Genomic DNA, 22,725 nt, shown 5'->3' with positions numbered 1-22,725 from the left:
CCGTCAGCGGTCAGGCCGGTCGGGGCAGAGATCGAGGCGATGTTGAAGTCGCGGTCGATTGTGGGTTTCGTGCCCGCCGGCAGTTTGACCATCGAGATCGACACGTGGTCGTTGATGTCCAGGCCGGCAAGCGAGATTTCCACCTTTTCAGGGATCTCGCCGGCGGTCACCACCAGTTCGATTTCCGGGCGCACCACGGTCAGCACGCCGCCGCGCCTGAGGCCGGGGCAGTCTTTCTCGTCGGTGAACTCGACCGGAATGAACAGCGCCACCTTCGATGTCCGGCGCAGGCGCATGAAGTCGAGATGGGTCGGCAGATCCTTGACCACGTCGCGCTGCACGCTGCGGCAGATCACGCGGGTGTCGTCCATGCCCTCGACCTTCATGTTGAAGAGGGTGGAAAGGAAGCGGCCCGCCTTGAGGCGCGTGAGCAGCACGTTGAAGGGGATATTGATCGCGACGGGGTCTTCGCCGCCGCCGTAGATGATGCCGGGTACCAGCCCGTCCCTGCGGGCTTGACGGGCGGCCCCCTTGCCTGTCCCCGTGCGTACCGTGGCGTGAAGATCGGGAATCTCACCAGCCATGGGTAATCTCCTGAGTTTGTGGGCATCCTCCAAGGGTGTATGCCCGGTGGGTTCGGAAGCTGGCCCTATAGAGGGGATTCGGCCCGATGAAAAGGGAAATCGGCGGTTCCCACGCTGGCGCGGCGACGTCCCGATATCGGGTCGGGCGCCTGGCGAACCGGCGGATCGGCGGTTCGGGATCCGCAACCGGTGTTCAGCGAAGATTCACCGCCAATGCATAATATGGCCGGTTTCACCTTGATCTTGATCAAGGACAGGGTGCTGCCGCAGGGTCATTCTTGTCGACCTCAGTTATGCGATGTTGGGGGGGGAACGTCCATGACCGATGCCATGACAAATATCGCCGATGTGGCGATGGAGCAGATGCTCGCGACGATCGGCGATTTCCAGAAAACGGCGAACGCGATGACCGGCTGGACGCAACCGGATTACATGGTCGCCGTCACGCGGATGAACACGGAGTTCGCCGATTTCGTCGCGACGCGGATTCGCGAGAATCTCAAGACCCAGACCGAGGCCGCCCAGAGCCGGAGCGCGATGGAACTGGGCGAGATCCAGTACCGCTTCTTCACCACGGCGGTCGAACAGTATTTCGGAGAGGTCGGGCGCCAGGCTCGGTTGAGCCAGTTTGCGCTCGAAGAGTGGACCGAACGAAAAGGCACCGGCTGAGAGGCCGGGGCAACCTGCCGCAGGGGAGGACGCGAGGTGCGGCAGGACATGCAGCAAGCCGGAATCGGCTCCGCTCCGCCGCCATGTTCATGCGAGCATGGCGGCGTCTTCGTGTTCTGCCCGGCGGCCGGCGGTTGCGTTGACATTCCGCCCGTTCTCTGGTCTGCATCCCGGAGGCAAGAAAGCCCGGATCCATGAGCAACCTTGTACTGGAATCACACGATGCGCGCTCCGCCTCCGGCGGCGGGATGCTGGCGCGTCTGCCCGTGCCGCTGCTGCCGCTTCAGCCGGTGCTGTACCGTATCGTCCGGCATGTCGCCCGGGCCCATCCGGAACTCATCGAGCGGCTCGGTCCGCATCGGCGCACCAGCTTTCTGATCGATCCGGTCGATCTGCCGTTTGCGCTTCATCTGGTGCCAGACCCGAAGCGTCTGGTGCTGCGGGCCGTTTACCGCAGGTCGCTGCCGGCGCACGGTGCGCGGATCAGCGGCAGCTTTCTTACCCTGCTCAGCCTGATCGACGCCGACGAAGACGGCGACGCGGTGTTCTTTTCGCGCGATCTGGTGATTTCGGGCGATACCGAGGCGATCGTCACGCTGCGCAATGCGCTCGACGATATCGACGGATCGATCGCCGGGGAGGTGGCCGCGATGTTCGGCCCGCCCGGGAAATTCGCGCTGGCGCGGATACAGGAACGGATCGCGCGCCGGTCCGACGCATAAGGAATCCTTGCTCATGTCGCTTGCCGAACTCGTTTGTCCGGCCGGAACGCCGGCATCGCTGCGTACAGCCGTCGATGCCGGGGCCGATGCCGTCTACTGCGGCTATCAGAACGCAACCAACGCGCGGAATTTTCCCGGGCTGAACTTCACCCCCGACGAGATGGCGCGCGGCGTGAGCTATGCCCACGAGCGGGGTGCCAAGGTTCTGCTTGCGCTCAACACCTATCCGCGCGCCGGAGAGTTCGATCTGTGGCGCGAGGGTGCCGATCTGGGCGCGCGGCTCGGCGTGGATGCCTTCATCGTCGCCGATATCGGCGTGGCGGCCCATATCGCCCGCGAACATCCCGAAAAGCGCCTGCACCTGTCGGTGCAGGCGGCTGCCGCTAGCCCCGATGCGATCTGCTATTACGTGCGCGAATTCGGGGTGAAGCGGGTGGTCCTGCCGCGAATCCTGACGATTCCGGAGATCCGCAAGCTCAAGTCCGAGATCCCCTGCGAGATCGAGACCTTCATCTTCGGCAACCACGGACTGATGGTCGAGGGGCGCTGTTCGCTGACCAATTATGCGACCGGGCTTTCAACCAACATGGATGGCGTGTGTTCGCCGGCCCATCTGGTCGAATACGTTAAGGACGATGCCGGAAACCTCTCGACCCGGCTCGGACCCTACACGATCGACCGGTTTGCCGCCGACGAAAGCGCGGGCTACCCGACCATCTGCAAGGGGCGCTACTGCAACGAGGTGCGCCCCGAGGGGTATTATGCCTTCGAGGAACCGATCAGCCTGAACCTGTCGCGGCTGTTGCCGGAACTGATCGACGCGGGCGTCAACGCCTTCAAGATCGAGGGGAGGCAGCGCTCCAAGGCCTATGTGCGCAAGGTGGTCAGCGCCTTCCGCGCGGCGGTGGATGACATCCGCGCCGGGCGCGAGCCCAAGCTGGCCGAACTGGTCGCGCTGACCGAGGGTCAGAAGCAGACCGAGGGCGCCTTCCAGACAAAGAAATGGCGGTGAGAACATGAGCGTCAGACTTACCCTTGGCCCCATTGCCTATCACTGGACGGCAGAGCGCAAGCGCGATTTCTACGCCCGTATTGCCGACGAGGCGCCGGTCGATACCGTTTACCTGGGCGAGGTGATCTGCTCCAAGCGGCAGCCGTTCTTCGACAGCGAACTGCCCGAGATGGCCGAGCGGCTTGCGGGCGCCGGCAAGACGGTGGTGATGTCGGGTCTGGCCGAGGTGATGCTTCCGCGCGAGCGACAGGCCAGCAAGGCGCTGGCCGAACTCGATGACTACGAGATCGAGATCAACAATGCCGCCGGTCTGTTCCACCGGTCGGGCCGGCCGCATCGGGTAGGTCCGTTCCTCAACGTCTACGGCGAGCAGACCCTGCGCGAGCTTGCCCGGCGGGGTGCGACCCATGTCTGCCTGCCGACCGAACTGCCGGGAACCGCCACGGTGAAGCTGGCCGCAGCGGCGCGCGAACTTGCGGTCGGGGTCGAGGTGCAGGTCTTCGGCCGCGCGTCGCTGGCCACCTCGGCCCGCTGCTATCACGCCCGGGCCTACAAGCGGACCAAGGACAACTGCCAGTTCGTCTGCGAGGAGCATCCCGACGGCATGCCGCTGGAAACGCGCGACGGGCAGTCGTTCCTGCGCGTCAATGGCATTCAGACCCAGTCCGACACCTATGTGAGCCTGCTCGACGAGGTGGCCGGGATGGCGAGCTGCGGCATCACCGATCTGCGGCTGATGCCGCAGGATGTCGATATGGCCGCAGTCGCCGGTGTGTTCCGGCAGCATCTCGATGGCGGCATAGACGCCGCCGAAGGGCAGGCCCGCCTTGAGCAGATCGCGCCGGGGATCGCATTTTCCAACGGCTTCTGGCATGGCGAGGCGGGCTATCGGCGCATTGCGCGGGCCGAACGCGCGCTGGCATGACAACGGGGCAAGCCTGATCGCCGGGTTTGGGCGCGACTCGCTATCCCCTGCTTGCACGACAGTCATGACGGCAGCGCATGATGCCGCTGCATCCAGAGGGATTCGGGCTGTCGGCGCCGATTGGCGAGGCGTGGCAGATTGCCGCCGCGATAACGCTAACGTGAGATACCAAAGCGCTGTAACTGCGGTTTGCGGCGTGTTTCGGAGGTTTTATCGGGTCATTGCCAAATTTCGCCGATTACGCTGCGGCGCGGCATTTCCACTCGCCCGCTCCCGCGCGACGCCCCGAAATTCCCAAATCGTTTCGTGAATCCCGGGCGAGGCGATTTTCTGCACCTGCAAAGGTCGCGGCGGCGTCGGGCACGGACAACGGGGCCAGGCGCTCCGAACCCCGCCCGCATCGGGTGCGCGGGCTGCGTGGCGGCGGCAAGGGTGCGACGCGGTGACAGGAATTGGTGGGTGACAAAACCTGCGATCCGGGTATGACACGAAGCCGAGGGGCACTGTCCGCCCCGCCTAGGACACTACCCGTTTCGGCTCACGGGCCGGGCCCGTGATAAAGCCGCGATGATCCTGCTCTGAAATGAGGAAAAGACCATGACAGTGAAAGTTGCCATCAACGGTTTCGGCCGCATCGGGCGGAACGTGCTCCGCGCCCTCGTGGAGTCTGGCCGTGACGACATCGAAGTTGTTGCGATCAACGATCTCGGCCCGGTCGAGACCAACGCGCACCTCATCCGCTTCGATTCGGTCCATGGCCGCTTCCCCGGTACGGTCACCACGACGGAAGATTCGATCGACGTCGGCCGCGGCCCGATCAAGGTTACCGCGATCCGCGATCCTAGGGAACTGCCCTGGGGAGATGTCGATGTCGCGCTGGAATGCACCGGCATCTTCACCGCGCGCGACAAGGCGGCGCTGCACCTTGAGAACGGCTCCAGGCGCGTGCTCGTTTCCGCCCCGGCCTCGGGTGCGGACAAGACCATCGTCTACGGTGTGAACGACGATGTGCTGACCGCCGCCGATCTGGTGGTTTCGAACGCGTCCTGCACCACCAACTGCCTCTCTCCCGTTGCCAAGGTGATCAACGACACCATCGGCATCGAAAAGGGCATGATGACGACGATCCACTCCTATACCGGCGACCAGCCGACGCTGGACACGCTGCACAAGGATCTCTACCGCGCCCGCGCCGCAGCGCTCAGCATGATCCCGACCTCGACTGGCGCCGCCAAGGCGGTGGGCCTCGTGCTGCCGGATCTGAAGGGCAAGCTCGACGGTTTCGCCATCCGCGTTCCCACCCCGAACGTCTCGGTCGTCGACCTGAAGTTCATCGCCAGGCGCGCGACCTCGGTCGAGGAGATCAACGATGCGATCAAGGCCGCGGCCGACGGCCCGATGAACGGCATTCTGGGCTACACCGCCTACAAGAACGTCTCGTCGGACTTCAACCACGACCCGCATTCGTCGATCTTCCACCTCGACCAGACCCGGGTCATGGACGGCACGCTGTGCTCAATCCTCACCTGGTATGACAACGAGTGGGGCTTCTCGAACCGCATGCTCGATACCGCCGTCAAGATGGGTTCGCTGATCTGACATTGGCGGCGGCCGGCTCCGCCCGGCTGACGCGGCATTCCGCCCCGGTGCCGGCAGGCGCCGGGGTTTTTCGTGCCCCGGCGACGGGCGCCCGTTGGCGTGGTATGCTCGCCCGGAAGCACTGTGCCGGAGCGGAGCGCAGGCAAGGAGGAGGGACATGAAGCCAGTCGTATTGCTTGTCGGCCGGTTGCCCGACGTAATGGCAAACGTGATCGGCGATCTGGAGGATCTGCCGATCCAGTGGCTTGGCGCGCATAACCGTGACGAGGTGATCGAGCAACTCGAACTGGAGCCCAACATCCGGAGTGTCGTGATGGGGGCGGGGCTGGACGATCATGTCCGTGGCGAACTGGTCGGCGTGATCGCCGCGCGGCGGCCGGACCTGTGCATCCACCTGAAGGATCGCCTGTCGGGCCCGGCCGGCATGGCACCTTTCGCGCGCCGGATCGTCGAATCGGAAATGCTGCACTGGAAGCGCCTCGACAGCGCCTGACGGGTTTTCGCCAACGCGGGCAGTTTGCCTCGCCCCGCGAAGCTCGATTTCCCGCCTGTAGTTGGGTAGGGTCGCAGGCGAACCGAATATTCCCTGCAAGGAGACGACGATGGCTGCTGCGACCCCTCCGGTTTGCGACTTCGGCTGGAAGGCGGTGGATTTCACCCTGCCCGCCACCGATGGCAGGTCCCGTTCGCTGGCCGATATCGCCGGCCCCAAAGGCACGCTGGTCGTGTTCATCTGCAATCACTGCCCCTATGTTCTGGCCGTCATCGACCGCATCGTGCGCGATGCACGCGAACTTGGGAATCTGGGCATCGGCGTGGTGGCGATCTCGTCGAACGATGTCGCCGCCTATCCGGCCGACAGTTTCGAGAACATGGCCGTCAAGGCCGCCGACTGGGGCCTGCCCTTCCCCTATCTCCACGACGAAGATCAGTCCGTCGCCCGCGCCTATGGCGCCGCCTGCACGCCGGATTTCTTCGGCTTCAACGGCGATCTCGAACTGCAGTATCGCGGCCGGCTCGACGCCTCGCGCGACAAGGCCGGTCCGGCCGGGTTGCGGCGCGACCTTTACGAGGCGATGGCGCAGGTGGCCGAAACCGGCAGGGGACCGGCGGACCAGATCCCCTCGATGGGCTGTTCGATCAAGTGGAAAGAGGCATGAATATCGTCTTCGACCTCGACGGAACGCTGATCGACAGCGCGCGCGACATTCAGGCGGTTTCCGATGTCATTCTCGGCCGGCTGGGCAAGCCCGGCCTGACCCTCGACGAGGTGCGCGCCTTCGTCGGCGAGGGGGCGCAGGTGCTGGTCAGCCGCATGATGGCCGCGCGCGGAATCGAGGAGACACCCGAGACCCACGCACGCATCTATGGCGAATTCGTCGCCCAGTACGAATTCGCCGTCGACAAGGCGGTATTCTACCCCGGGGTGGTCGATGCGCTGGCGCTGCTGAAGACACAGGGGCACAGGCTTGGCCTGTGTACCAACAAGCCGGAACTGCCGGCCCGCTCCGTCATGCGGCACATGCGGCTGGCGCAGGTCTTTGACGGGTTCATCGCCGGCGGCATGATCGACAGCCGCAAGCCCGCGCCGGACATGCTGTTCCGGGTGATCGACGACATGGGTGGCGGCCCGACGCTGTATGTGGGCGACAGTGAAATCGACGCCGAGACGGCGCAGAATGCGCAAATTCCCTTTGCATTGTACACCGAAGGCTATCGCAAGACCCCGGTGGAGCGGATGCGCAACGACTGGGCCTTCGACCATTTCGACCGCCTGCCGGGGATAGTCGACGAAGCCCGGATGCGCGCCACGGCCGCTGAATGAAGGCGCTGATCTTCGAAGACAGTCCCGTCGGCTTCGCCGCTGCCCGTGCGGCGGGCATTCCCGTTGTCATCACGCCATCCGATTTTGGCCCGCGCGACAGCGACTTCGCCGGCGCGCTGGCGGTTCTGCCGTCGCTTGAACCGGTATACTGGCCGGATTTCGGCTTCCCGCCCGCAGAAGCTCAGAAATAAACCGCCGCGAAGCTTGCCAGAACGGCACCTGCCGCATCGTGCAATTCGAGCGTCTCGCCGCTGATCCGGAAACCTGCCGTATCGGCAAGTGTCCGGAGCAGCATGCCCTCGTACAGATCGAGCGGCGGAATGCAGGCCTTGCGCGTTGCCGCCCCCGCTTCGAAGCGGAGGCTGGCGTTGTCGAGTGAATAGGTACCCCGGACCATGTTGCAGCCGGCCGTCGCGTTGTAGCTTCCGTCGCCGCGCAGGATCAGATGAGCCTCGCGCCCGTTGGCTGGCGGCGACAGGCGAAGCGCGCCGAGCGAGCGGACCTTCCAGTAGGTGTTGACCAGATCGGCATCGGGCGCGGGAACCGAGACCTGTTTCAGGATCAGATCCTCCATATTGCCCGCGCCGCGCGTCAGCACCGGGTAGGCGGTATCGGTTGTCATTGTTATCCTGCCGCCGGCACGCATGGTGGCGCGCAGGCCATAGGTATGGCGCTGGTCGATTGTGGCGGGATCGTATTCGATCGCGAAGGCATAGGGCGGTGCCCCGGCGGCCGGGAGCGTCTGACCGGCGATTGTCCGGGCCGGCGCGTCGGCAAGCGAAATGTCGGACAGGATGATCTCGACCGTCGCGCCGGGAGGCGGCATCGTGCGTTCGAGATAGGTCACGGTTCCGGTGACGGTGTCGGCACCGGCAATCCGGGAAGTCACGGCCAGGATGAGAATGCAGAGTGTGTACGGGCGCATGGGCGGCTCCTGCACTACGGACCGCGGGAAAAACACCGCAACCGGGCAACCCGCATCCCCGGATCAGACAGGTTCGATCTCAAGCAGATTGTACAATCCCGTGTTGCCGTCGACCAGATCGGCCAGCGTCACCTTGTCGAGCGAATTGTAGAATGCCTCAAGCGCCCGCGAAAGCTCTCCTCTCAGGCGGCAGCTAGCGGTGAGCGGGCAGCGATTGTCGGACCCCGAGAAGCATTCGGCAAACGGCACGTTGGCCTCGAAGGCGCGAAACACATGCCCGACCGAAAGCGATTCCGGTGCGACCTTGAGCCTGATGCCGCCGTTGCGGCCACGCGTCGTCTCGATGAAGCCGGTCTGGCCCAGCATGTTGATCACGACGCCCAGATGGTTTTCCGACGAATTGCACGCCCGTGCGATTTCGGCCTTGCGGACGGTCCTGTTCGCGTTGATGGCACAGAACATCAGTGCCCGCATCGCGAGATTCGTCCTGATCGTCAAACGCATATCGGACATGGCCTTTCAATTGTGGACCTGATGCAGGTCAACATGCTGCTAACATGGGGAATCAGATCATACTTGTCGTTCGCATCCTAGTTCAAATGTATCGGCGATGCGCCAATTTGTAGCAAGTGGCCAATAGTGCCGCAGTATTCGGCATTTGCCGGAACGGCGCGCGCATCATGCCGGATTGTGATGATGTGGCGTTCCCGGCCTGCGTTGGGCGCTGTCGCAGGGGCCGGAAGAAGTGCGGGAAGCGGGCTGTGGCGGGCGGACAATTGCTTTAATGTGACTGGATGATAGACAAGCTTGAGATGTTCATCGCGCTCGCCAACGAGCAGCATTTCGGGCGTGCCGCGCTCGCCTGCGGGGTCACGCAACCGACGCTTTCGGCGGCGATCAAGCAGCTTGAGGATCAACTGGGCGTTCAGCTGGTGCGCCGGGGGTCACGCTATCAGGGGCTGACGCCGGAAGGGGTGCGGGCGCTGGAATGGGCGCATCGTATCGCCGGTGACGCACGCACGATGCGGGCCGAACTGCGCATGGCGCACGCGGGGCTTTCGGGCAATCTCAGGCTTGCCGTGATCCCGACCGCGCTTGCCATGGTCGAGGCATTGACCCGTCCGTTGCTGGCCAGTCATCCCAACCTTGCGGTTACCGTGCATTCGCGCACCTCGACGGCGGTGCGCGCCATGGTCGAGGGGCTGGAGGCGGACGCAGGCATCACCTATCTCCACGGTGAGCCGCCCGGTCGCCTGATGTCGGTTGCACTTTATCGTGAGCGTTACTTCCTGATCGTTCCTGCCGGTTCGCATCTGGCAGATCGCCCGGTCGTGACCTGGGCCGAGGTCGCCACCCGGCCGCTCTGCCTGCTGACCGAAGACATGCAGAACCGGCGTATCATCAACGGTCATCTTGCCGAGGCCGGTGCGCGCGCCTCGCCTCGCCTCGCCTCGAATTCGGGGATCGCGCTTGTGGCGCACGTGCGCGCCGGCGGGTGGGAGACAGTCCTGCCGCGCGCCACGGCCGTGCTTTTCGACGATGAGCGCCGCTTTGCGGCAATACCCATCGACAGCCCCGGCGACGGGCACCCGGTAGGGCTGATCGCGGAGCCGCGCGAGCCACACACACCCGTGCTGGGCGCGTTCATCGCGGCCGCCGAGGCGATGGGCCGCCAGATCGATAGATAATTTCTATCGAACAACGAAATATCGATATTGATCTTGCCTCGCGATTTCCGCAGGTCTGTTGGTGACAGGTTACGGGAGGACACGATGGCGCCGGACACGTGCGAGGGGGAAATAGTCGATCAGGTTCGCGATATCGCGATCCGGCTCGGGCCGCTGGAGGGTCCGCTGCTGCCGATCCTGCACGAGGTGCAGGAGCGCTTCGGCCATGTTCCGCACGAGGCGCTGCCGGCGATCGCCGAGGTGCTGAACCGCACCGCCGCCGAAATCCACGGTGTCATGTCCTTTTACCACGAGTTTCGCACCCGCCCTGCCGGGCGCAGGGTGGTCAGGCTGTGCCGTGCCGAAGCCTGCAAGGCGATGGGGGCTGACGCGCTGGCAGATGAGATGCAGCGGCGGCTCGGTATCGGCTGGGGCGAGACGGCCGGGGACGGGGCCGTTACGCTCGAACCGGTGTTCTGTCTCGGGCTTTGCGCCTGTGCGCCGGCGGCGATGCTGGACGGTGCCGTTCTGGGCCGTGTCGATGCCGACCTTCTGAGCCGTGCCATCGCGGAGGGGAACGAATGAAGCGGATATACGTTCCGCGCGATGCCGCGGCTCTTGCCGTGGGGGCCGAAGCGACAGTGCGCGCCATTGCCGCCGAGGCGGAGCGCCGGGGTGAGCCGGTCGAGATCGTCCGCACCGGCACGCGCGGCATGTTCTGGCTGGAGCCGCTGGTCGAGATCGAACGCGACGGGGTACGCAGCGGGTTTCGCAATGTCGGTCCGCAGGATGTGTCGGCGCTGTTCGACTGCGGCTTCGGCGACCATCCGCTTGCCGTGGGGCCGGTCGAACAGATACCGTTCCTGCGCGATCAGACCCGCCTGACCTTTGCCCGATGCGGCGTGATCGACCCGTTGTCGCCGGCCGATTACGAGGCGCATGGCGGAATGACCGGCCTGCGCCGCGCACTGGCGATGAAGCCGGTGGATATCGTCGACGAGGTCAAGCTTTCAGGCCTGCGCGGGCGCGGCGGCGCGGGTTTTCCGACCGGCGTGAAATGGGACACGGTACGGCTCGCCCGTGCGGCACGCAAATACATCGTCTGCAACGCCGACGAGGGCGACAGCGGCACCTTCGCCGACCGGATGATCATGGAGGGCGATCCGTTCAGCCTGATCGAGGGCATGACCGTCGCCGGCCTCGGAACCGGGGCGGAGAAGGGATATGTCTATATCCGCTCCGAATATCCGCAGGCTGTCGCAACCATGACCGAAGCGATCGGTATCGCGCGCGCGGCCGGAATGCTGGGCGTGTCGGTGCTGGGTTCGGACAAGGCGTTCGACATCGAGGTACGTGTCGGGGCCGGCGCCTATATCTGCGGCGAGGAGACCTCGTTGCTGAACTCGATGGAGGGCAAACGCGCCGTCGTGCGCGCCAAGCCGCCGCTGCCGGCGCTGCACGGATTCATGGACAGCCCGACCGTGGTCAACAACGTGATCTCGCTTGCCACGATTCCGGTGATCTTCGAAAAGGGGCACCGGCATTATTCGGAGTTCGGTCTTGGCCGCTCCCGTGGTACAATCCCGATCCAGATCGCCGGCAACGTGAAACATGGCGGCCTGTTCGAAACCGCCTTCGGCATGACGCTCGGCGATCTGGTCGGGAAGATAGGCGGCGGCACCGCCTCGGGGCGTCCGGTCAAGGCGGTGCAGGTGGGCGGGCCGCTTGGCGCCTATTTCCCGCCGGCGCTGTTTGACACGCCCTTCGGCTACGAGGAATTCGACGGGCAGGGCGGGCTGATCGGCCATGCCGGCGTGGTCGTGTTCGACGATACGGTCGACATGCTGCAAATGGCGCGCTTCGCGATGGAATTCTGCGCCATCGAAAGCTGCGGCAAGTGTACCCCGTGCCGGATCGGGTCTGTTCGCGGCGTCGAAACCATCGACCGGATCGGGCAGGGCGACGGCGAAGCCGTGGAAATCCTGACCGATCTTTGTCAGACGATGCGGGACGGTTCGCTTTGTGCGCTCGGCGGCTTCACGCCATTCCCGGTCCTGTCGGCGTTCAACCACTATCCGGACGATTTCGCGATCCGCAAGGAGGCGGCAGAATGAAGGATCTGATCATCCCCTGGACCGACGACCGCGATCTGGGAACGCCGGCGAAACAGGGCAGGCCGGTCACGCTGACCATCGACGGCTTCGAGGTGACGGTGCCGGCCGGAACCTCGGTGATGCGTGCGGCGGCCGAGGCGGGGCTCGATATCCCCCGGCTTTGCGCCACCGACAGTCTGGACGCCTTCGGTTCGTGCCGGCTTTGCCTGGTCGAGATCGAGGGGCGCAAGGGAACACCCGCTTCCTGCACCACGCCGGTTGCACAGCACATGGTGGTTCATACGCAGACCGAACGGCTGCGGAAGCTGCGCAAGGGGGTGATGGAGCTCTATATCTCCGATCATCCGCTCGACTGTCTGACCTGCGCTGCCAACGGCGACTGCGAGCTTCAGGATATGGCCGGCGCCGTCGGCCTGCGCGACGTGCGCTACGGTTTCGAGGGCGAAAACCACTTCCGGCCGCGTCAGAACGGCGAGGCGAATGCGCGATACCTGCCCGCCGATGTCTCGAACCCCTATTTCACCTACGATCCGGCCAAGTGCATCGTCTGCTCGCGCTGCGTACGCGCCTGTGACGATATTCAGGGGACTTTCGCGCTTACCATCGAGGGGCGCGGCTTCGACAGCCGCGTCGCGGCGGGTACGCCCGTCGATGACTTCCTGTCGTCGGATTGCGTGAGTTGCGGCGCCTGCGTGCAGGCCTGCCCGACCGCCACCCTGCGCGAAAAATCGGTTCATGAGCTTGGCACACCAACCCGTTCGGTGGTGACGACCTGCGGCTATTGCGGGGTGGGCTGCACCTTCAAGGCGGAATTGCAGGGCGACGAACTGGTCCGCATGGTGCCGTTCAGGAACGGCGAGGCGAACCGTGGCCATTCCTGCGTCAAGGGCCGTTTCGCCTGGGGCTATGCCAACCACCGCGATCGCATCCTCAACCCGATGATCCGCGACAGCATCGAGGATCCGTGGCGCGAGGTTACGTGGGACGAGGCGCTGGGCTTCGCGGCCGGCAGGCTGCGGGCGATCCAGTCCGCGCATGGCGTGGGGGCCATCGGCGGCATCACCTCGTCGCGTTGCACCAACGAGGAGACCTATCTCGTCCAGAAGCTGATTCGCCAGGTTTTCGGCAACAACAACGTCGATACCTGCGCCCGCGTCTGCCATTCGCCCACCGGCTACGGGCTCAAGACCGCCTTCGGCACTTCTGCCGGAACGCAGAACTTCGATTCGGTCGAACAATCGGATGTGGTCATCGTCATGGGGGCCAACCCGACCGACGCCCATCCGGTCTTTGGCTCGCGGCTCAAGAAGCGGCTGCGGCAGGGGGCGAAGCTGATCGTCATCGACCCGCGCAAGATCGATCTGGTGCGCTCGCCCCATATCGAGGCCGCCCATCACCTGGCGCTGAAACCGGGGACCAACGTTGCCGTCCTGACCGCGCTTGCCCATGTGATCGTGACCGAGGCTCTGGTTGACGACGCTTTCGTGCGCGCGCGTTGCGATCTGGACGCCTTTGCCGAATGGGCGGAATTTGTCGCGCAGGACCGGCACAGCCCCGAGGCGGTCGCTCAGCTTACCGGCGTACCGGCAGAGGTGATGCGCGGCGCCGCCCGGACATTCGCCACCGGCGGCAACGGTGCGATCTACTACGGGCTGGGGGTGACCGAGCACAGCCAGGGTTCGACCACCGTGATGGCGATCGCCAACCTCGCCATGGCGACGGGAAATATCGGCCGCGCTGGCGTGGGGGTGAACCCGCTGCGCGGACAGAACAACGTTCAGGGCTCGTGCGACATGGGCAGCTTCCCGCACGAACTGCCCGGCTACCGCCACGTTCACGACGCGGCGACGCGCGCGATCTTCGAAAAGGTATGGGATACGGAGATTCAGGACGAGCCGGGCCTGCGCATCCCCAACATGCTCGACGCCGCGCTCGACGGTTCATTCCGGGGGCTTTACGTGCAGGGCGAGGATATCCTGCAATCCGACCCCAATACCAGGCATGTCGCGGCGGGGCTGGCGGCGATGGAATGCGTTATCGTTCACGATCTTTTCCTAAACGAGACGGCGGCGTTCGCCCATGTATTCCTGCCCGGTTCGACCTTTCTCGAAAAGGACGGAACCTTCACCAATGCCGAGCGGCGCATCAACCGTGTACGCCGGGTGATGGCGCCGAAGAACGGACTGGCCGACTGGGAGGTCACGCAGCGTCTGGCGCAGGCGATGGGTGCGGAATGGTCCTATACCCACCCCGGGCAGGTGATGGACGAAATCGCCCTGACGACACCGGGCTTCGCCAATGTGTCCTACGCGATGCTGGAGCGGCGCGGTTCGGTCCAGTGGCCCTGCAACGATGCGGCGCCAGACGGCTCGCCCATCATGCATGTGGACGGTTTCGTGCGCGGCAAGGGGCTGTTCGTGCTGACCGAATACGTGGCCACCGACGAGCGTACCGGGCCGCGGTTCCCGCTTTTGCTGACCACGGGGCGCATTCTCAGCCAGTACAATGTCGGCGCTCAGACGCGGCGCACCGAAAACGTGGTCTGGCACGAGGAGGACATGCTGGAGATCCATCCCCACGATGCCGAGCAGCGCGGCGTTGCCGATGGCGCCTGGGTGCGCCTTTCCAGCCGCGCCGGCGAAACGACGCTGCGCGCCCGGATCACCGAACGCGTGGCACCGGGGGTGGTCTATACCACCTTCCACCACCCCGATACGCAGGCCAACGTCATCACCACCGAATATTCGGACTGGGCAACCAATTGTCCGGAATACAAGGTGACGGCGGTGCAGGTCGGGCTTTCGAACGGGCCGTCGGAGTGGCAGCGCGACTATACGGCCCAGGTCGCGAAATCCCGCCGGGTTGTGGCTGCGGAGTGACATGGGACGGCAGGCTGTGATCGACGGGGGGCTGACGATCGGCCGCGACCTTGCCGAAGAGGTTCCGGTTGCGCTGGTCTATAACGGCGCGACGCAGGCGGTGATGATGGCCACCCCCGCCGATCTGGAGGATTTTGCCTGCGGTTTCTCGGTTGCCGAGGGCATCGTGGATGACATCAGCCAGATCGGCGAGGTCGAGATCGCCCGACATGGCCGGGGGATAGAGTTGCGCATCTGGCTGCCGGCCGCGCAGGAGGCACGCCTTGCGGCCCGCCGCCGCGCCGCGGCCGGCCCGGTGGGCTGCGGGCTCTGTGGGATCGAGTCCATCGAACAGGCGCTGCGCCCGCCGGCGCAGGTGCCCACCGCCGCGCTGCGTCTGAACCGCGCCGATCTGGCGGATGCCGCAGGGGCGCTGCAACGCGGGCAGGCGCTGCACGATGCGACCGGCGCGGTCCATGCCGCCGGTCTGTGGCGGCCGGGCTCGGGGCTGGTGCGCCTGCGCGAGGATGTGGGTCGGCACAATGCGCTCGACAAGCTGATCGGCGGAACCCTGCGCGCGGGGGAATCCGGCGCCGGTGCCGCCGTGGTGCTGACCTCGCGCGTGTCGGTCGACATGGTTCAGAAATCCGCCGCGCTTGGCGCCGAGGCGATCATTGCCATCTCTGCCCCGACGGCGCTGGCCGTCGAGATGGCCCGCACCGCCGGCCTGACGCTGGTTTCCAATCTCAAGGGCGGGCGCCCCCGCGTGCTGGCCCATCCCTTTCGCCTTGTCACCTGAGGATGCGATGAGCCCCGAAAAGCTGACCTACATGTCCAACCAGATCGCCACCTTCTTCGCCAACCGCCCCGAAGCGGAGGCGGTTCACGCTGTCGCCACCCATATCAACGATTTCTGGGAGCCGCGCATGCGCCGGCAACTGCTGGAAATCGTCGCCGCCGGCGGCGCGGATCTTTCGGACCTCGTGACTATGGCCGCGCCGGAAATCCGCCGGCCGGCGCCTGAATGAGGATGTGCTCAACGACGCCGGCTGCGTCACATCCCTCGCGATGCGTCAAGGAGATCGCGTAACACCAAAGCGCCATATTTGCCATTCATGTGGGAATAGTCGTTCTCTTGATGAGGCTCTCCATTCCACAACCGAATAGAGCCTTGCGAGTATAGTGCCTTCGTGAGACCGGAAACTCCAATTGCCTCATCGGGACGAGACGAAAGGTTTATTCCGTGTTCACTTGTCATATCTCTAAATATGGATTCATAGTAACAGAATATCCTCGAGATCGGCGCACCGCGTTCCGCATAGCCCTTCCAAGGCATCATTCCCTTGGGGGCAGTGTTGCCAATCATGGCTTCGCTCGGCAACGCCATGGGAATTAGCGTTAACCTTCCGCTGAGAGTCTCCCCCCAAATTTTGGATGGTTTATTCTGTAGTGCGGCGCTTCTGCATATCTCCTGAAAGGCTGATAGAGAAAATCGATTTTGAGCAGGTCTATCGTCAATTTTATCAATTGCCGGCTGATTAAGTGCATGCAATGAGCTTATAATGCGCCCCAACCCCCAAGGATACCCTGCCCAATAAACCATGCTGAAACTCTCAAGGCTAATTCGGGTTCTTTTATTCAGCCGGAGCATCACTTTTGCAAGATCTTCGTCTACTTCCGCGTCGTCGTCAGCGACACCGAAGTGCCCATCATTAGTGAGCTGCAATTTTCCAAAATGCGGAACCGGGGCTGCAAAAAACTCCATCCTGACACTCGGATATTCGAGCTTAATGAGATCCCACCCGGTCTTCATTGAGGCAACATGAGAATTTCCAATAACCAGAATTTCGGTCATTTCTCAAACGCCTCCAGAAGCGCTTCCTCGCACACAAGGTTTCTGTCAGTCCCTACATTCGTGGCTCTTCGTGAACTGCACCTTTCGGAATGCTCCTGACCCTCCGGGGGCATTACCCCGTGAGAAGTCATAAACAACGTCATGGCCGCGCTGACGCCGGCCGGTGATACGCTTCGCTGGTTGTTTTCATAATAAACACCCCGAGAATTCAGAGAAGTAATGACCTCGAAAGATGGAAAATAGTCAATGTCGTCATATCTCTTGGTCAGCATTCCACAGGCCGCGCGAAGAACGGACTTGGAATAACAGGTTGCGAGTTCGACATGTTGATCAGAAGCAGTTGCTGTGAGCGGGACGGGGGAAACGGTAATCAGGAACCGAACCTCCGGGTTCACGGACTGAAGTTCGCTCCGAAAACGCTCAAAATCCTCTACGACCTGAAGGACATCAAGGTTTTCAAATTCGAATATCCTTGGATCATAACATCCGGCTATTGTGCCTGGCGCGGTGGGATAAACCGTTCTGGTTTCTCTATGTAGCCAGCACTCTGTTAATCCGAATGTAAATATAAACAGGTCCGCCTGACGGAAGGCGTCTATCACATTTTTTAAGTGACACTTGCGGTGTTCCATTACCAGCTCGCGTGACGGAAGGCCGTCCGGCTCAACCCCTGGCCGCTGCGCATCGAAGTAATGCCCATTCCTTTCCCATACGGGTAACGATGGCGACAGTTTCCCATTGGATTCTAGCCAAAGCTGAAGCAGCTGTCTTGATGTATATATATTTCCGTATCTTGCAGAGTAAAGTCGATAACCGAAGCGGTTTGCTATCTTGTCGGGAACAAAATTTGGCATTCTTTCGGTATCGATTATCTCGAAATTTGCTCCTTTTAGTGCCCGGCCGACATGCTGAGCGAAGCAGCTTCCCGCTGTTGCAATTTTCATATTTTTGCTAATAGGGAAGCGAGGGTGATAGATATCTCCCGGATCTAAGGGAGATCTTTCAGAAACCGCGCTTCTCCAAAATGCTCTTGAAGGTAGATTTGAGTAGGGAGAAAGTACGCGTTCGGTATCCATGTCAACCCCGTTTTGCTTCATAACAAGCTGGCGCGTCGCGTATGTCATCCTTTCGAAACCTACCCAGGATCATGGTTAATACATCAACGGATCCTATTCTAGCGCTTTTGCCCGAAAGCACATTGTGAACGCAGGGTGCAAAAAAATTTCCATTGGATCATGTTGGCGCCAACGAATTACTCTTGTTTCCAAGTCTTTACTTCATTCAGGCGCCCTTATGCTCCGGACGGCACGTTCAAGGTATGGGTCGCCCATATCTATGCCCTAACCTCCTGCTGTTGGACAGAACTATTTTGCGGCCGGCGATGATCTGTTCCGCAGGACGGATTGGTATTCGCTTAGCCGACCGCCTTCACCGCTTCGGTGATGCGCGCGCGCACCTCGTCGGGTTCGCGGTCGAGCGCGCTGGCCAGTGCGCGCATTTCGGCCCGCATGCCGTGAAGCTGGTCGAGCAGCGACATGACCAGTTCCAGCGCCTCGTCCTGCATTCCGAACGTGTCGCTCAACTCGCAGATCAGTTCGAGCCGGGCAAGGTCCATACCGGTGTAGCGCGGGCCAGCGTCGGAATGGGCCGGGCGCACGAGGTCGGCGCTCACATAGCTCGTCAGGCGCCGTTTCGTCAGGCCGCCGACGGTCTCGACGGTTTCCTTTTCCGAGTAGAACAGGCTCATTCCGTCACCCCCTTCCGCGGATCGTATGGGTGGGCGTCGCGCCACGCCTCCATGTCCTTCTTCAGCGTCTCGTCGATCTTGTCGGGCAGGGCGATGCGCAGTTCGAACAGCGCATCCCCCTTGCCGTTCCTGCCTCTGGCGCCGCGGCCGCGCAGGCGCAGCACCTTGCCGCCCGACGATCCCGGCGGAACCTTGAGCGCGACCATGCCGTCGATGGTGGGCGCCGGGATGCGGGCGCCCAGCACCGCCTCGTAGGGCGTGACCGGCAGCGTCATCACGATATCGTCGCCGTCGCGGCGGAATATCCTGTCGGGGCGGACATTCAGCGTGATCAGCGCGTCGCCGCGCGCGCCACCACCGATCCCTTCGCCGCCCTTGCCGCGCAGGCGGATCGTCTGACCGTCCTTTGCCCCTTCGGGAATGGTGACTTCGAGCGCGTCGCCGCCAGGAAGCGTGATGCGCTGCTTGCTGCCACGGGTGGCATCGAGAAAGCTCACATCCAGCGTATAGCGCGCATCCTGACCCTTCTGCCGGATCTCGCCGCCAAAGCCGCCAGCCCACTGACGGCTGTCGCCGCGCGTTCCGCGCTGGCGCAGGATTTCGGCAAAAATATCGTTGGCGTCACCGAAATCCTCGAACCCGCGCGAGGAATAATAGGTGTTGCCGGGCTGCTCGGTGTATTCGCGATAGAAGCGTCTTTCCGGCCGCTCCGCTCCGGTCGCGTCGATCTCGCCCTTGTCATAGCGTGCCCTGGTCTCAGGGTCCCTGAGCAGGTCATAGGCGGCGGCGGCTTCCTTGAAGCGCGCTTCGGCCGACGTGTCCCCCGGGTTGAGGTCGGGGTGGCTGGTCTTGGCGATCTTGCGATAGGCCTTGCGGATTTCGTCGTCCGTCGCGGTCCTGGATACACCGAGCGCGTCATAGGGATCGCGACTCATGTCATGCTCCTTGCAAGTCTTCGGTTGCTATCTGGGTATTGGCATGCGGATTGCAAAGGCAAGCGCCCCGTCCGGTACGGGGTCTTTTGCCACACCGAAGGAGCTTTGCGGTCTGCGCCGCCGCCGGCTTTCCCGTCGCGGGTCCGGTTCGGATTTGCCCTGTACCCCGCCATTCCGTTTCGTATGGTCGGCGCGAGGGGCCGGACCGGCGCGCAGCACCCGGCCCCGCCGTTCCTGTGGGGGGTATCACCATGACCGAACAACCCGATATCGGCTGGCTGGGCGATCCGCGTGTTTTCGCGGTGAACCGGATGGAGGCCTGTTCGGATCATGTCATCCATGCCGATGCGACGGCGGCGCTTGCCGGCGGGCCGAGCGCGTTTCGCCAGTCGCTGAACGGAATGTGGCGCTTCTCGCTCGCCGCCCGGGTTGCCGCCCGGCCCGAGGGCTTTCATGCCGCCGGGTTCGACGCCTCGGGCTGGGATCAGATCGAAGTGCCCGGTCACATGCAGTTGCAGGGGTTCGGCACCAACCAGTATGTCAACACGCAATATCCATGGGACGGGGTGGAGGAGCTTCGTCCGCCGCAGGTGCCGGAAAACAACCTTGTCGGTTCCTACCTGCGCGGGTTCGATTTTTCCGGGGCGCCCGGGGGCGGGCGTGTGGTGCTGACGTTCGACGGGGTCGAGACGGCCTTTCTCGTCTGGCTCAACGGGGTTTTCGTGGGCTACAGCGAAGACAGCTTCACCCCCGCGCGCTTCGATGTGACCGGTACGATAGCGCTGGGCACCAACCGTCTGGCGGTTCAGGTCTTCCAGAGATCTTCGGCAAGCTGGATCGAGGATCAGGATTTCTGGCGGCTGACCGGCATTTTCCGCGATGTCTGGCTGGAGGTGCAACCGGCGCTGCATCTGTCCGATCTGTTCGTAACCACCGATCTCGAAGACGATTTTGCGGCGGCCGTTCTGCGCCTGCGGATGAAACTGTGCCTGCCGGCGGGTGGCGGCTCGGTCGATGTATCGCTCGCGGGGCCGGGTGGCGGGATCGTCGCCCGGACCAGCGCCAGCGCGGCGGACACGCTCGACCTGCACCTGCCGGTCGCCGCGCCGGCGCTGTGGAGCGCCGAGGCGCCGAACCTTTACAACCTGCTGATCGTGCTGAGGGATGCGGACGGCTGCGAGGTGGAGGCTATTGCCGAAAAGGTCGGCTTCCGCCGTTTCGCGATGGACGGCAAGGTGATGAAGATCAACGGCAAGCGCATCGTCTTCAACGGCATCAACCGCCACGATTTCGATGCCCGTCGCGGGCGGGCCGTTACCCATGAACAGATGCTGTGGGATGTGCTGTTTTTCAAGCGGAACAACATCAACGCCGTGCGCACCTGCCACTATCCGAACCAGAGCGTCTTCTACCGGCTGTGCGACGAATACGGGCTTTACGTGATCGATGAGGCAAACCTCGAATCGCACGGCTCGTGGCAGAAGGGCGGCGCGGTCAGGCCGGACTGGGTGGTGCCCGACGGGCACCCGGAATGGCGCGATTGCGTGATCGACCGGGCGAAATCCATGCTCGAGCGCGACAAGAACCATCCGTCGATCCTGATCTGGTCCTGCGGTAACGAAAGCTACGGTGGCAGGAACATCTTCGAGATGTCGGAGTATTTCCGCACCCGCGACCCTTCGCGGCTGGTCCATTACGAGGGGGTATTCCGCGACCGGCGCCATGACGACACATCGGACATGGAAAGCCGGATGTACGCCAGACCGCAGGAGGTTGCGGCCTATCTGGAGGACGATCCGAAAAAGCCCTTCATTCTGTGCGAATACACGCATGCGATGGGCAATTCCTGTGGCGGCATGTGCCTCTACACCGATCTTGCCGAAAGGTACGAGATGTATCAGGGCGGCTTCATCTGGGACTATATCGATCAGGCGATCGCGACCGGCGGGGAAGACGGCCGGCGCCATCTGGCCTATGGCGGCGATTTCGACGACCGGCCCAGCGATTACGAGTTCTGCGCCGACGGGATCGTGACCGCCTTTCGCGAGGCGACGCCCAAGGTGCAGGAGGTCAGGGCGCTGTATCAGACGGTCGATCTGCGCCCCGGCACGGGCGATGTCGTGTTGCGCAACCGCAATCTCTTCGTTTCGACAGCGGGGTATGTGCTGCGCTACAGCCTGCTGCGTGACGGCGCCGAGGTGTTCGCCGCCGAGACGATGGCCGACGTGCCGCCGGGCGGGGCACGGCGCGTTCCGCTCGATCTGCCCGAATGCGATGTGCCGGGCGAATACGCGCTGCAATGTTCGCTGCGGCTGGCGGCGCCGACCCTCTGGGCCGACGCCGGGCACGAGGTTGCCTTTGGCGAGAACGTCTGGACGGTCGCGGGCGATACGGCCGCCATCCCACCGGTCAATCTGCATGTGATCCGGGGCGATCTCAACCTCGGGGTCGAGGCGCCGGGCTATCGCGCGATGTTCGCCCGGGTCTTCGGCGGGCTCGGTTCGGTTGTGGCCGGGGGAACCGAGTTCATCCGCCGCCCGCCGCGCCTGACTTTCTGGCGGGCGATGACCGACAACGACCGCGGGCGCCACCATGGATTCGATCACGGCCTGTGGGCGACGGCAACGCGCTATCAGAAGATCGCAAAGGTCGAGGTCGATGCGGATGCGGACGAACCCGCGATTCTCTATCGCTTCGCGCTTCCGGGCATCGGGGTACAGCCTGCCGTTTCCTACCGCGTGGGCCGCGACGGCCTGATCCATGTCGCGGCCTCCTATCCCGGCGCGGCGGGGCTGCCGGATCTGCCGGTCTTCGGCCTGCAATTCACCCTGCCGCCCGAATTCGACCGCTTCCGCTATTACGGGCTCGGACCCGATGAAAACTACTCCGACCGCTGCCGTGGCGCACGACTGGGAGTTTATGACGGCACCGTGGCGGGAAACCTGTCGCCTTATCCGGTGCCGCAGGAATGCGGCAACCGGACGGGGGTCCGCTGGGCCGCGGTAACGGATGCGGGCGGGCGTGGCCTGCGTTTTGCTGCCGAGGCCGCACCGTTCGAACTGGGTGTTCTGCCGTGGAACGCCTTCGAACTGGAAAGTGCCCTCCACCCTGAGGAACTGCCGCCGGTCTGCCGTACCGTCGTGACCCTTGCAGCGCGGCAATTGGGGGTCGGCGGGGACGACAGCTGGGGCGCGCCGGTGCATGCGCAATTCCTGATCCCGGCCGACCAGCCGCTCGATCTGCGCGTCGCGCTTGCGCCCGTCGGAGTCTGAGGCCGTCGCCGATTTT

Annotated in this window: 23 protein-coding genes; 16 read left to right on the top strand and 7 right to left on the bottom strand. The window is 63.6% G+C overall.

Annotated elements, in window-relative coordinates; all coding sequences use genetic code 11:
- A partial coding sequence (locus ACK5IR_RS06240) for a 50S ribosomal protein L25/general stress protein Ctc (protein ID WP_416926996.1) occupies positions 1–584 on the bottom strand: 584 nt, incomplete at its 3' end.
- A 318-nt stretch (positions 585–902) separates the two neighbouring features.
- Between ACK5IR_RS06240 and ACK5IR_RS06235 the strand changes: the two genes are divergently transcribed.
- From ACK5IR_RS06235 to ACK5IR_RS06195, 9 genes are all read left to right on the top strand, one after another.
- Complete coding sequence (locus ACK5IR_RS06235; protein WP_416926994.1) at positions 903–1,253, top strand: hypothetical protein; 351 nt, start codon at positions 903–905, stop codon at positions 1,251–1,253.
- Between the two features lie 194 nt (positions 1,254–1,447).
- Positions 1,448–1,975, top strand: a complete 528-nt coding sequence (gene ubiT / locus ACK5IR_RS06230; protein WP_416926992.1) for a ubiquinone anaerobic biosynthesis accessory factor UbiT — start codon at positions 1,448–1,450, stop codon at positions 1,973–1,975.
- A 13-nt stretch (positions 1,976–1,988) separates the two neighbouring features.
- Complete coding sequence (gene ubiU / locus ACK5IR_RS06225) at positions 1,989–2,987, top strand: ubiquinone anaerobic biosynthesis protein UbiU (protein ID WP_416926990.1); 999 nt, start codon at positions 1,989–1,991, stop codon at positions 2,985–2,987.
- Between the two features lie 4 nt (positions 2,988–2,991).
- Positions 2,992–3,912: a ubiquinone anaerobic biosynthesis protein UbiV gene (gene ubiV, locus ACK5IR_RS06220; RefSeq protein WP_416926988.1), complete on the top strand. Its 921-nt coding sequence runs from the start codon at positions 2,992–2,994 to the stop codon at positions 3,910–3,912.
- Positions 3,913–4,509: 597 nt separating this feature from the next.
- Positions 4,510–5,511: a type I glyceraldehyde-3-phosphate dehydrogenase gene (gene gap / locus ACK5IR_RS06215; protein ID WP_416926986.1), complete on the top strand. Its 1,002-nt coding sequence runs from the start codon at positions 4,510–4,512 to the stop codon at positions 5,509–5,511.
- Between the two features lie 157 nt (positions 5,512–5,668).
- Positions 5,669–6,004: a hypothetical protein gene (locus tag ACK5IR_RS06210; protein ID WP_416926984.1), complete on the top strand. Its 336-nt coding sequence runs from the start codon at positions 5,669–5,671 to the stop codon at positions 6,002–6,004.
- A gap of 109 nt (positions 6,005–6,113) precedes the next feature.
- Positions 6,114–6,671 (top strand): thioredoxin family protein, encoded by a 558-nt coding sequence (locus tag ACK5IR_RS06205; RefSeq protein WP_416926982.1) that lies wholly within the window; start codon positions 6,114–6,116, stop codon positions 6,669–6,671.
- Positions 6,668–7,336, top strand: a complete 669-nt coding sequence (locus ACK5IR_RS06200; RefSeq protein ID WP_416926980.1) for an HAD-IA family hydrolase — start codon at positions 6,668–6,670, stop codon at positions 7,334–7,336. Before ACK5IR_RS06205 ends, ACK5IR_RS06200 begins: the two co-directional genes overlap by 4 nt.
- Positions 7,333–7,527 (top strand): hypothetical protein, encoded by a 195-nt coding sequence (locus ACK5IR_RS06195; RefSeq protein WP_416926978.1) that lies wholly within the window; start codon positions 7,333–7,335, stop codon positions 7,525–7,527. Before ACK5IR_RS06200 ends, ACK5IR_RS06195 begins: the two co-directional genes overlap by 4 nt.
- Here ACK5IR_RS06195 and ACK5IR_RS06190 read toward each other — a convergent pair.
- Together ACK5IR_RS06190 and ACK5IR_RS06185 are read right to left on the bottom strand one after the other, a co-directional pair.
- Positions 7,518–8,261: a YbaY family lipoprotein gene (locus ACK5IR_RS06190; RefSeq protein ID WP_416926976.1), complete on the bottom strand. Its 744-nt coding sequence runs from the start codon at positions 8,259–8,261 to the stop codon at positions 7,518–7,520. The two genes, ACK5IR_RS06195 and ACK5IR_RS06190, sit on opposite strands and share 10 nt — an antisense overlap.
- 63 nt (positions 8,262–8,324) lie before the next feature.
- The gene (locus ACK5IR_RS06185; RefSeq protein WP_416926974.1) at positions 8,325–8,774 is read right to left on the bottom strand and encodes an RrF2 family transcriptional regulator; all 450 of its coding nucleotides are present in this window, start codon (positions 8,772–8,774) and stop codon (positions 8,325–8,327) included.
- A gap of 281 nt (positions 8,775–9,055) precedes the next feature.
- Here ACK5IR_RS06185 and ACK5IR_RS06180 point away from each other — a divergent pair, with 281 nt between their 5' ends.
- The 6 genes from ACK5IR_RS06180 to ACK5IR_RS06155 all read left to right on the top strand — a co-directional run bounded on the left by ACK5IR_RS06180 (position 9,056) and on the right by ACK5IR_RS06155 (position 15,928).
- On the top strand, positions 9,056–9,949 hold the full coding sequence (locus ACK5IR_RS06180; RefSeq protein ID WP_416926972.1) for a LysR family transcriptional regulator: 894 nt from the start codon (positions 9,056–9,058) through the stop codon (positions 9,947–9,949).
- Between the two features lie 84 nt (positions 9,950–10,033).
- Positions 10,034–10,513, top strand: a complete 480-nt coding sequence (locus ACK5IR_RS06175) for a formate dehydrogenase subunit gamma (protein WP_416926970.1) — start codon at positions 10,034–10,036, stop codon at positions 10,511–10,513.
- Positions 10,510–12,042, top strand: coding sequence for a formate dehydrogenase beta subunit (locus tag ACK5IR_RS06170; RefSeq protein WP_416926968.1), 1,533 nt, complete (start codon positions 10,510–10,512; stop codon positions 12,040–12,042). Before ACK5IR_RS06175 ends, ACK5IR_RS06170 begins: the two co-directional genes overlap by 4 nt.
- The gene (fdhF, locus tag ACK5IR_RS06165) at positions 12,039–14,921 is read left to right on the top strand and encodes a formate dehydrogenase subunit alpha (RefSeq protein WP_416926966.1); all 2,883 of its coding nucleotides are present in this window, start codon (positions 12,039–12,041) and stop codon (positions 14,919–14,921) included. Before ACK5IR_RS06170 ends, fdhF begins: the two co-directional genes overlap by 4 nt.
- Position 14,922: 1 nt before the next feature.
- Entirely contained in the window at positions 14,923–15,699 is a 777-nt protein-coding gene (gene fdhD, locus ACK5IR_RS06160; RefSeq protein ID WP_416926965.1) for a formate dehydrogenase accessory sulfurtransferase FdhD, read from the top strand.
- Between the two features lie 7 nt (positions 15,700–15,706).
- Complete coding sequence (locus ACK5IR_RS06155) at positions 15,707–15,928, top strand: formate dehydrogenase subunit delta (protein ID WP_416926963.1); 222 nt, start codon at positions 15,707–15,709, stop codon at positions 15,926–15,928.
- Positions 15,929–15,954: 26 nt separating this feature from the next.
- On the opposite strand, the gene ACK5IR_RS06150 is transcribed toward ACK5IR_RS06155, so the two are convergent.
- The 4 genes from ACK5IR_RS06150 to ACK5IR_RS06135 all read right to left on the bottom strand — a co-directional run bounded on the left by ACK5IR_RS06150 (position 15,955) and on the right by ACK5IR_RS06135 (position 19,437).
- Positions 15,955–16,755, bottom strand: a complete 801-nt coding sequence (locus tag ACK5IR_RS06150) for a hypothetical protein (RefSeq protein ID WP_416926961.1) — start codon at positions 16,753–16,755, stop codon at positions 15,955–15,957.
- Positions 16,752–17,831 (bottom strand): GSCFA domain-containing protein, encoded by a 1,080-nt coding sequence (locus ACK5IR_RS06145; protein ID WP_416926959.1) that lies wholly within the window; start codon positions 17,829–17,831, stop codon positions 16,752–16,754. Before ACK5IR_RS06145 ends, ACK5IR_RS06150 begins: the two co-directional genes overlap by 4 nt.
- 338 nt (positions 17,832–18,169) lie before the next feature.
- A complete protein-coding gene (locus tag ACK5IR_RS06140) occupies positions 18,170–18,502 on the bottom strand; it encodes a MerR family transcriptional regulator (RefSeq protein WP_416926957.1) in 333 nt (110 codons plus the stop codon).
- Positions 18,499–19,437, bottom strand: coding sequence for a DnaJ C-terminal domain-containing protein (locus ACK5IR_RS06135; protein ID WP_416926955.1), 939 nt, complete (start codon positions 19,435–19,437; stop codon positions 18,499–18,501). The genes ACK5IR_RS06140 and ACK5IR_RS06135 overlap by 4 nt, the downstream gene beginning before the upstream one ends.
- 251 nt (positions 19,438–19,688) lie before the next feature.
- Between ACK5IR_RS06135 and ACK5IR_RS06130 the strand changes: the two genes are divergently transcribed.
- Positions 19,689–22,709: a glycoside hydrolase family 2 TIM barrel-domain containing protein gene (locus tag ACK5IR_RS06130; RefSeq protein ID WP_416926953.1), complete on the top strand. Its 3,021-nt coding sequence runs from the start codon at positions 19,689–19,691 to the stop codon at positions 22,707–22,709.
- Positions 22,710–22,725: the final 16 nt, after the last annotated feature.

The sequence above is a fragment of the Tropicimonas sp. genome, from assembly GCF_047971885.1.
GTDB lineage: Bacteria > Pseudomonadota > Alphaproteobacteria > Rhodobacterales > Rhodobacteraceae > Tropicimonas.
This window is presented reverse-complemented; position numbering and strand designations above follow the sequence as displayed.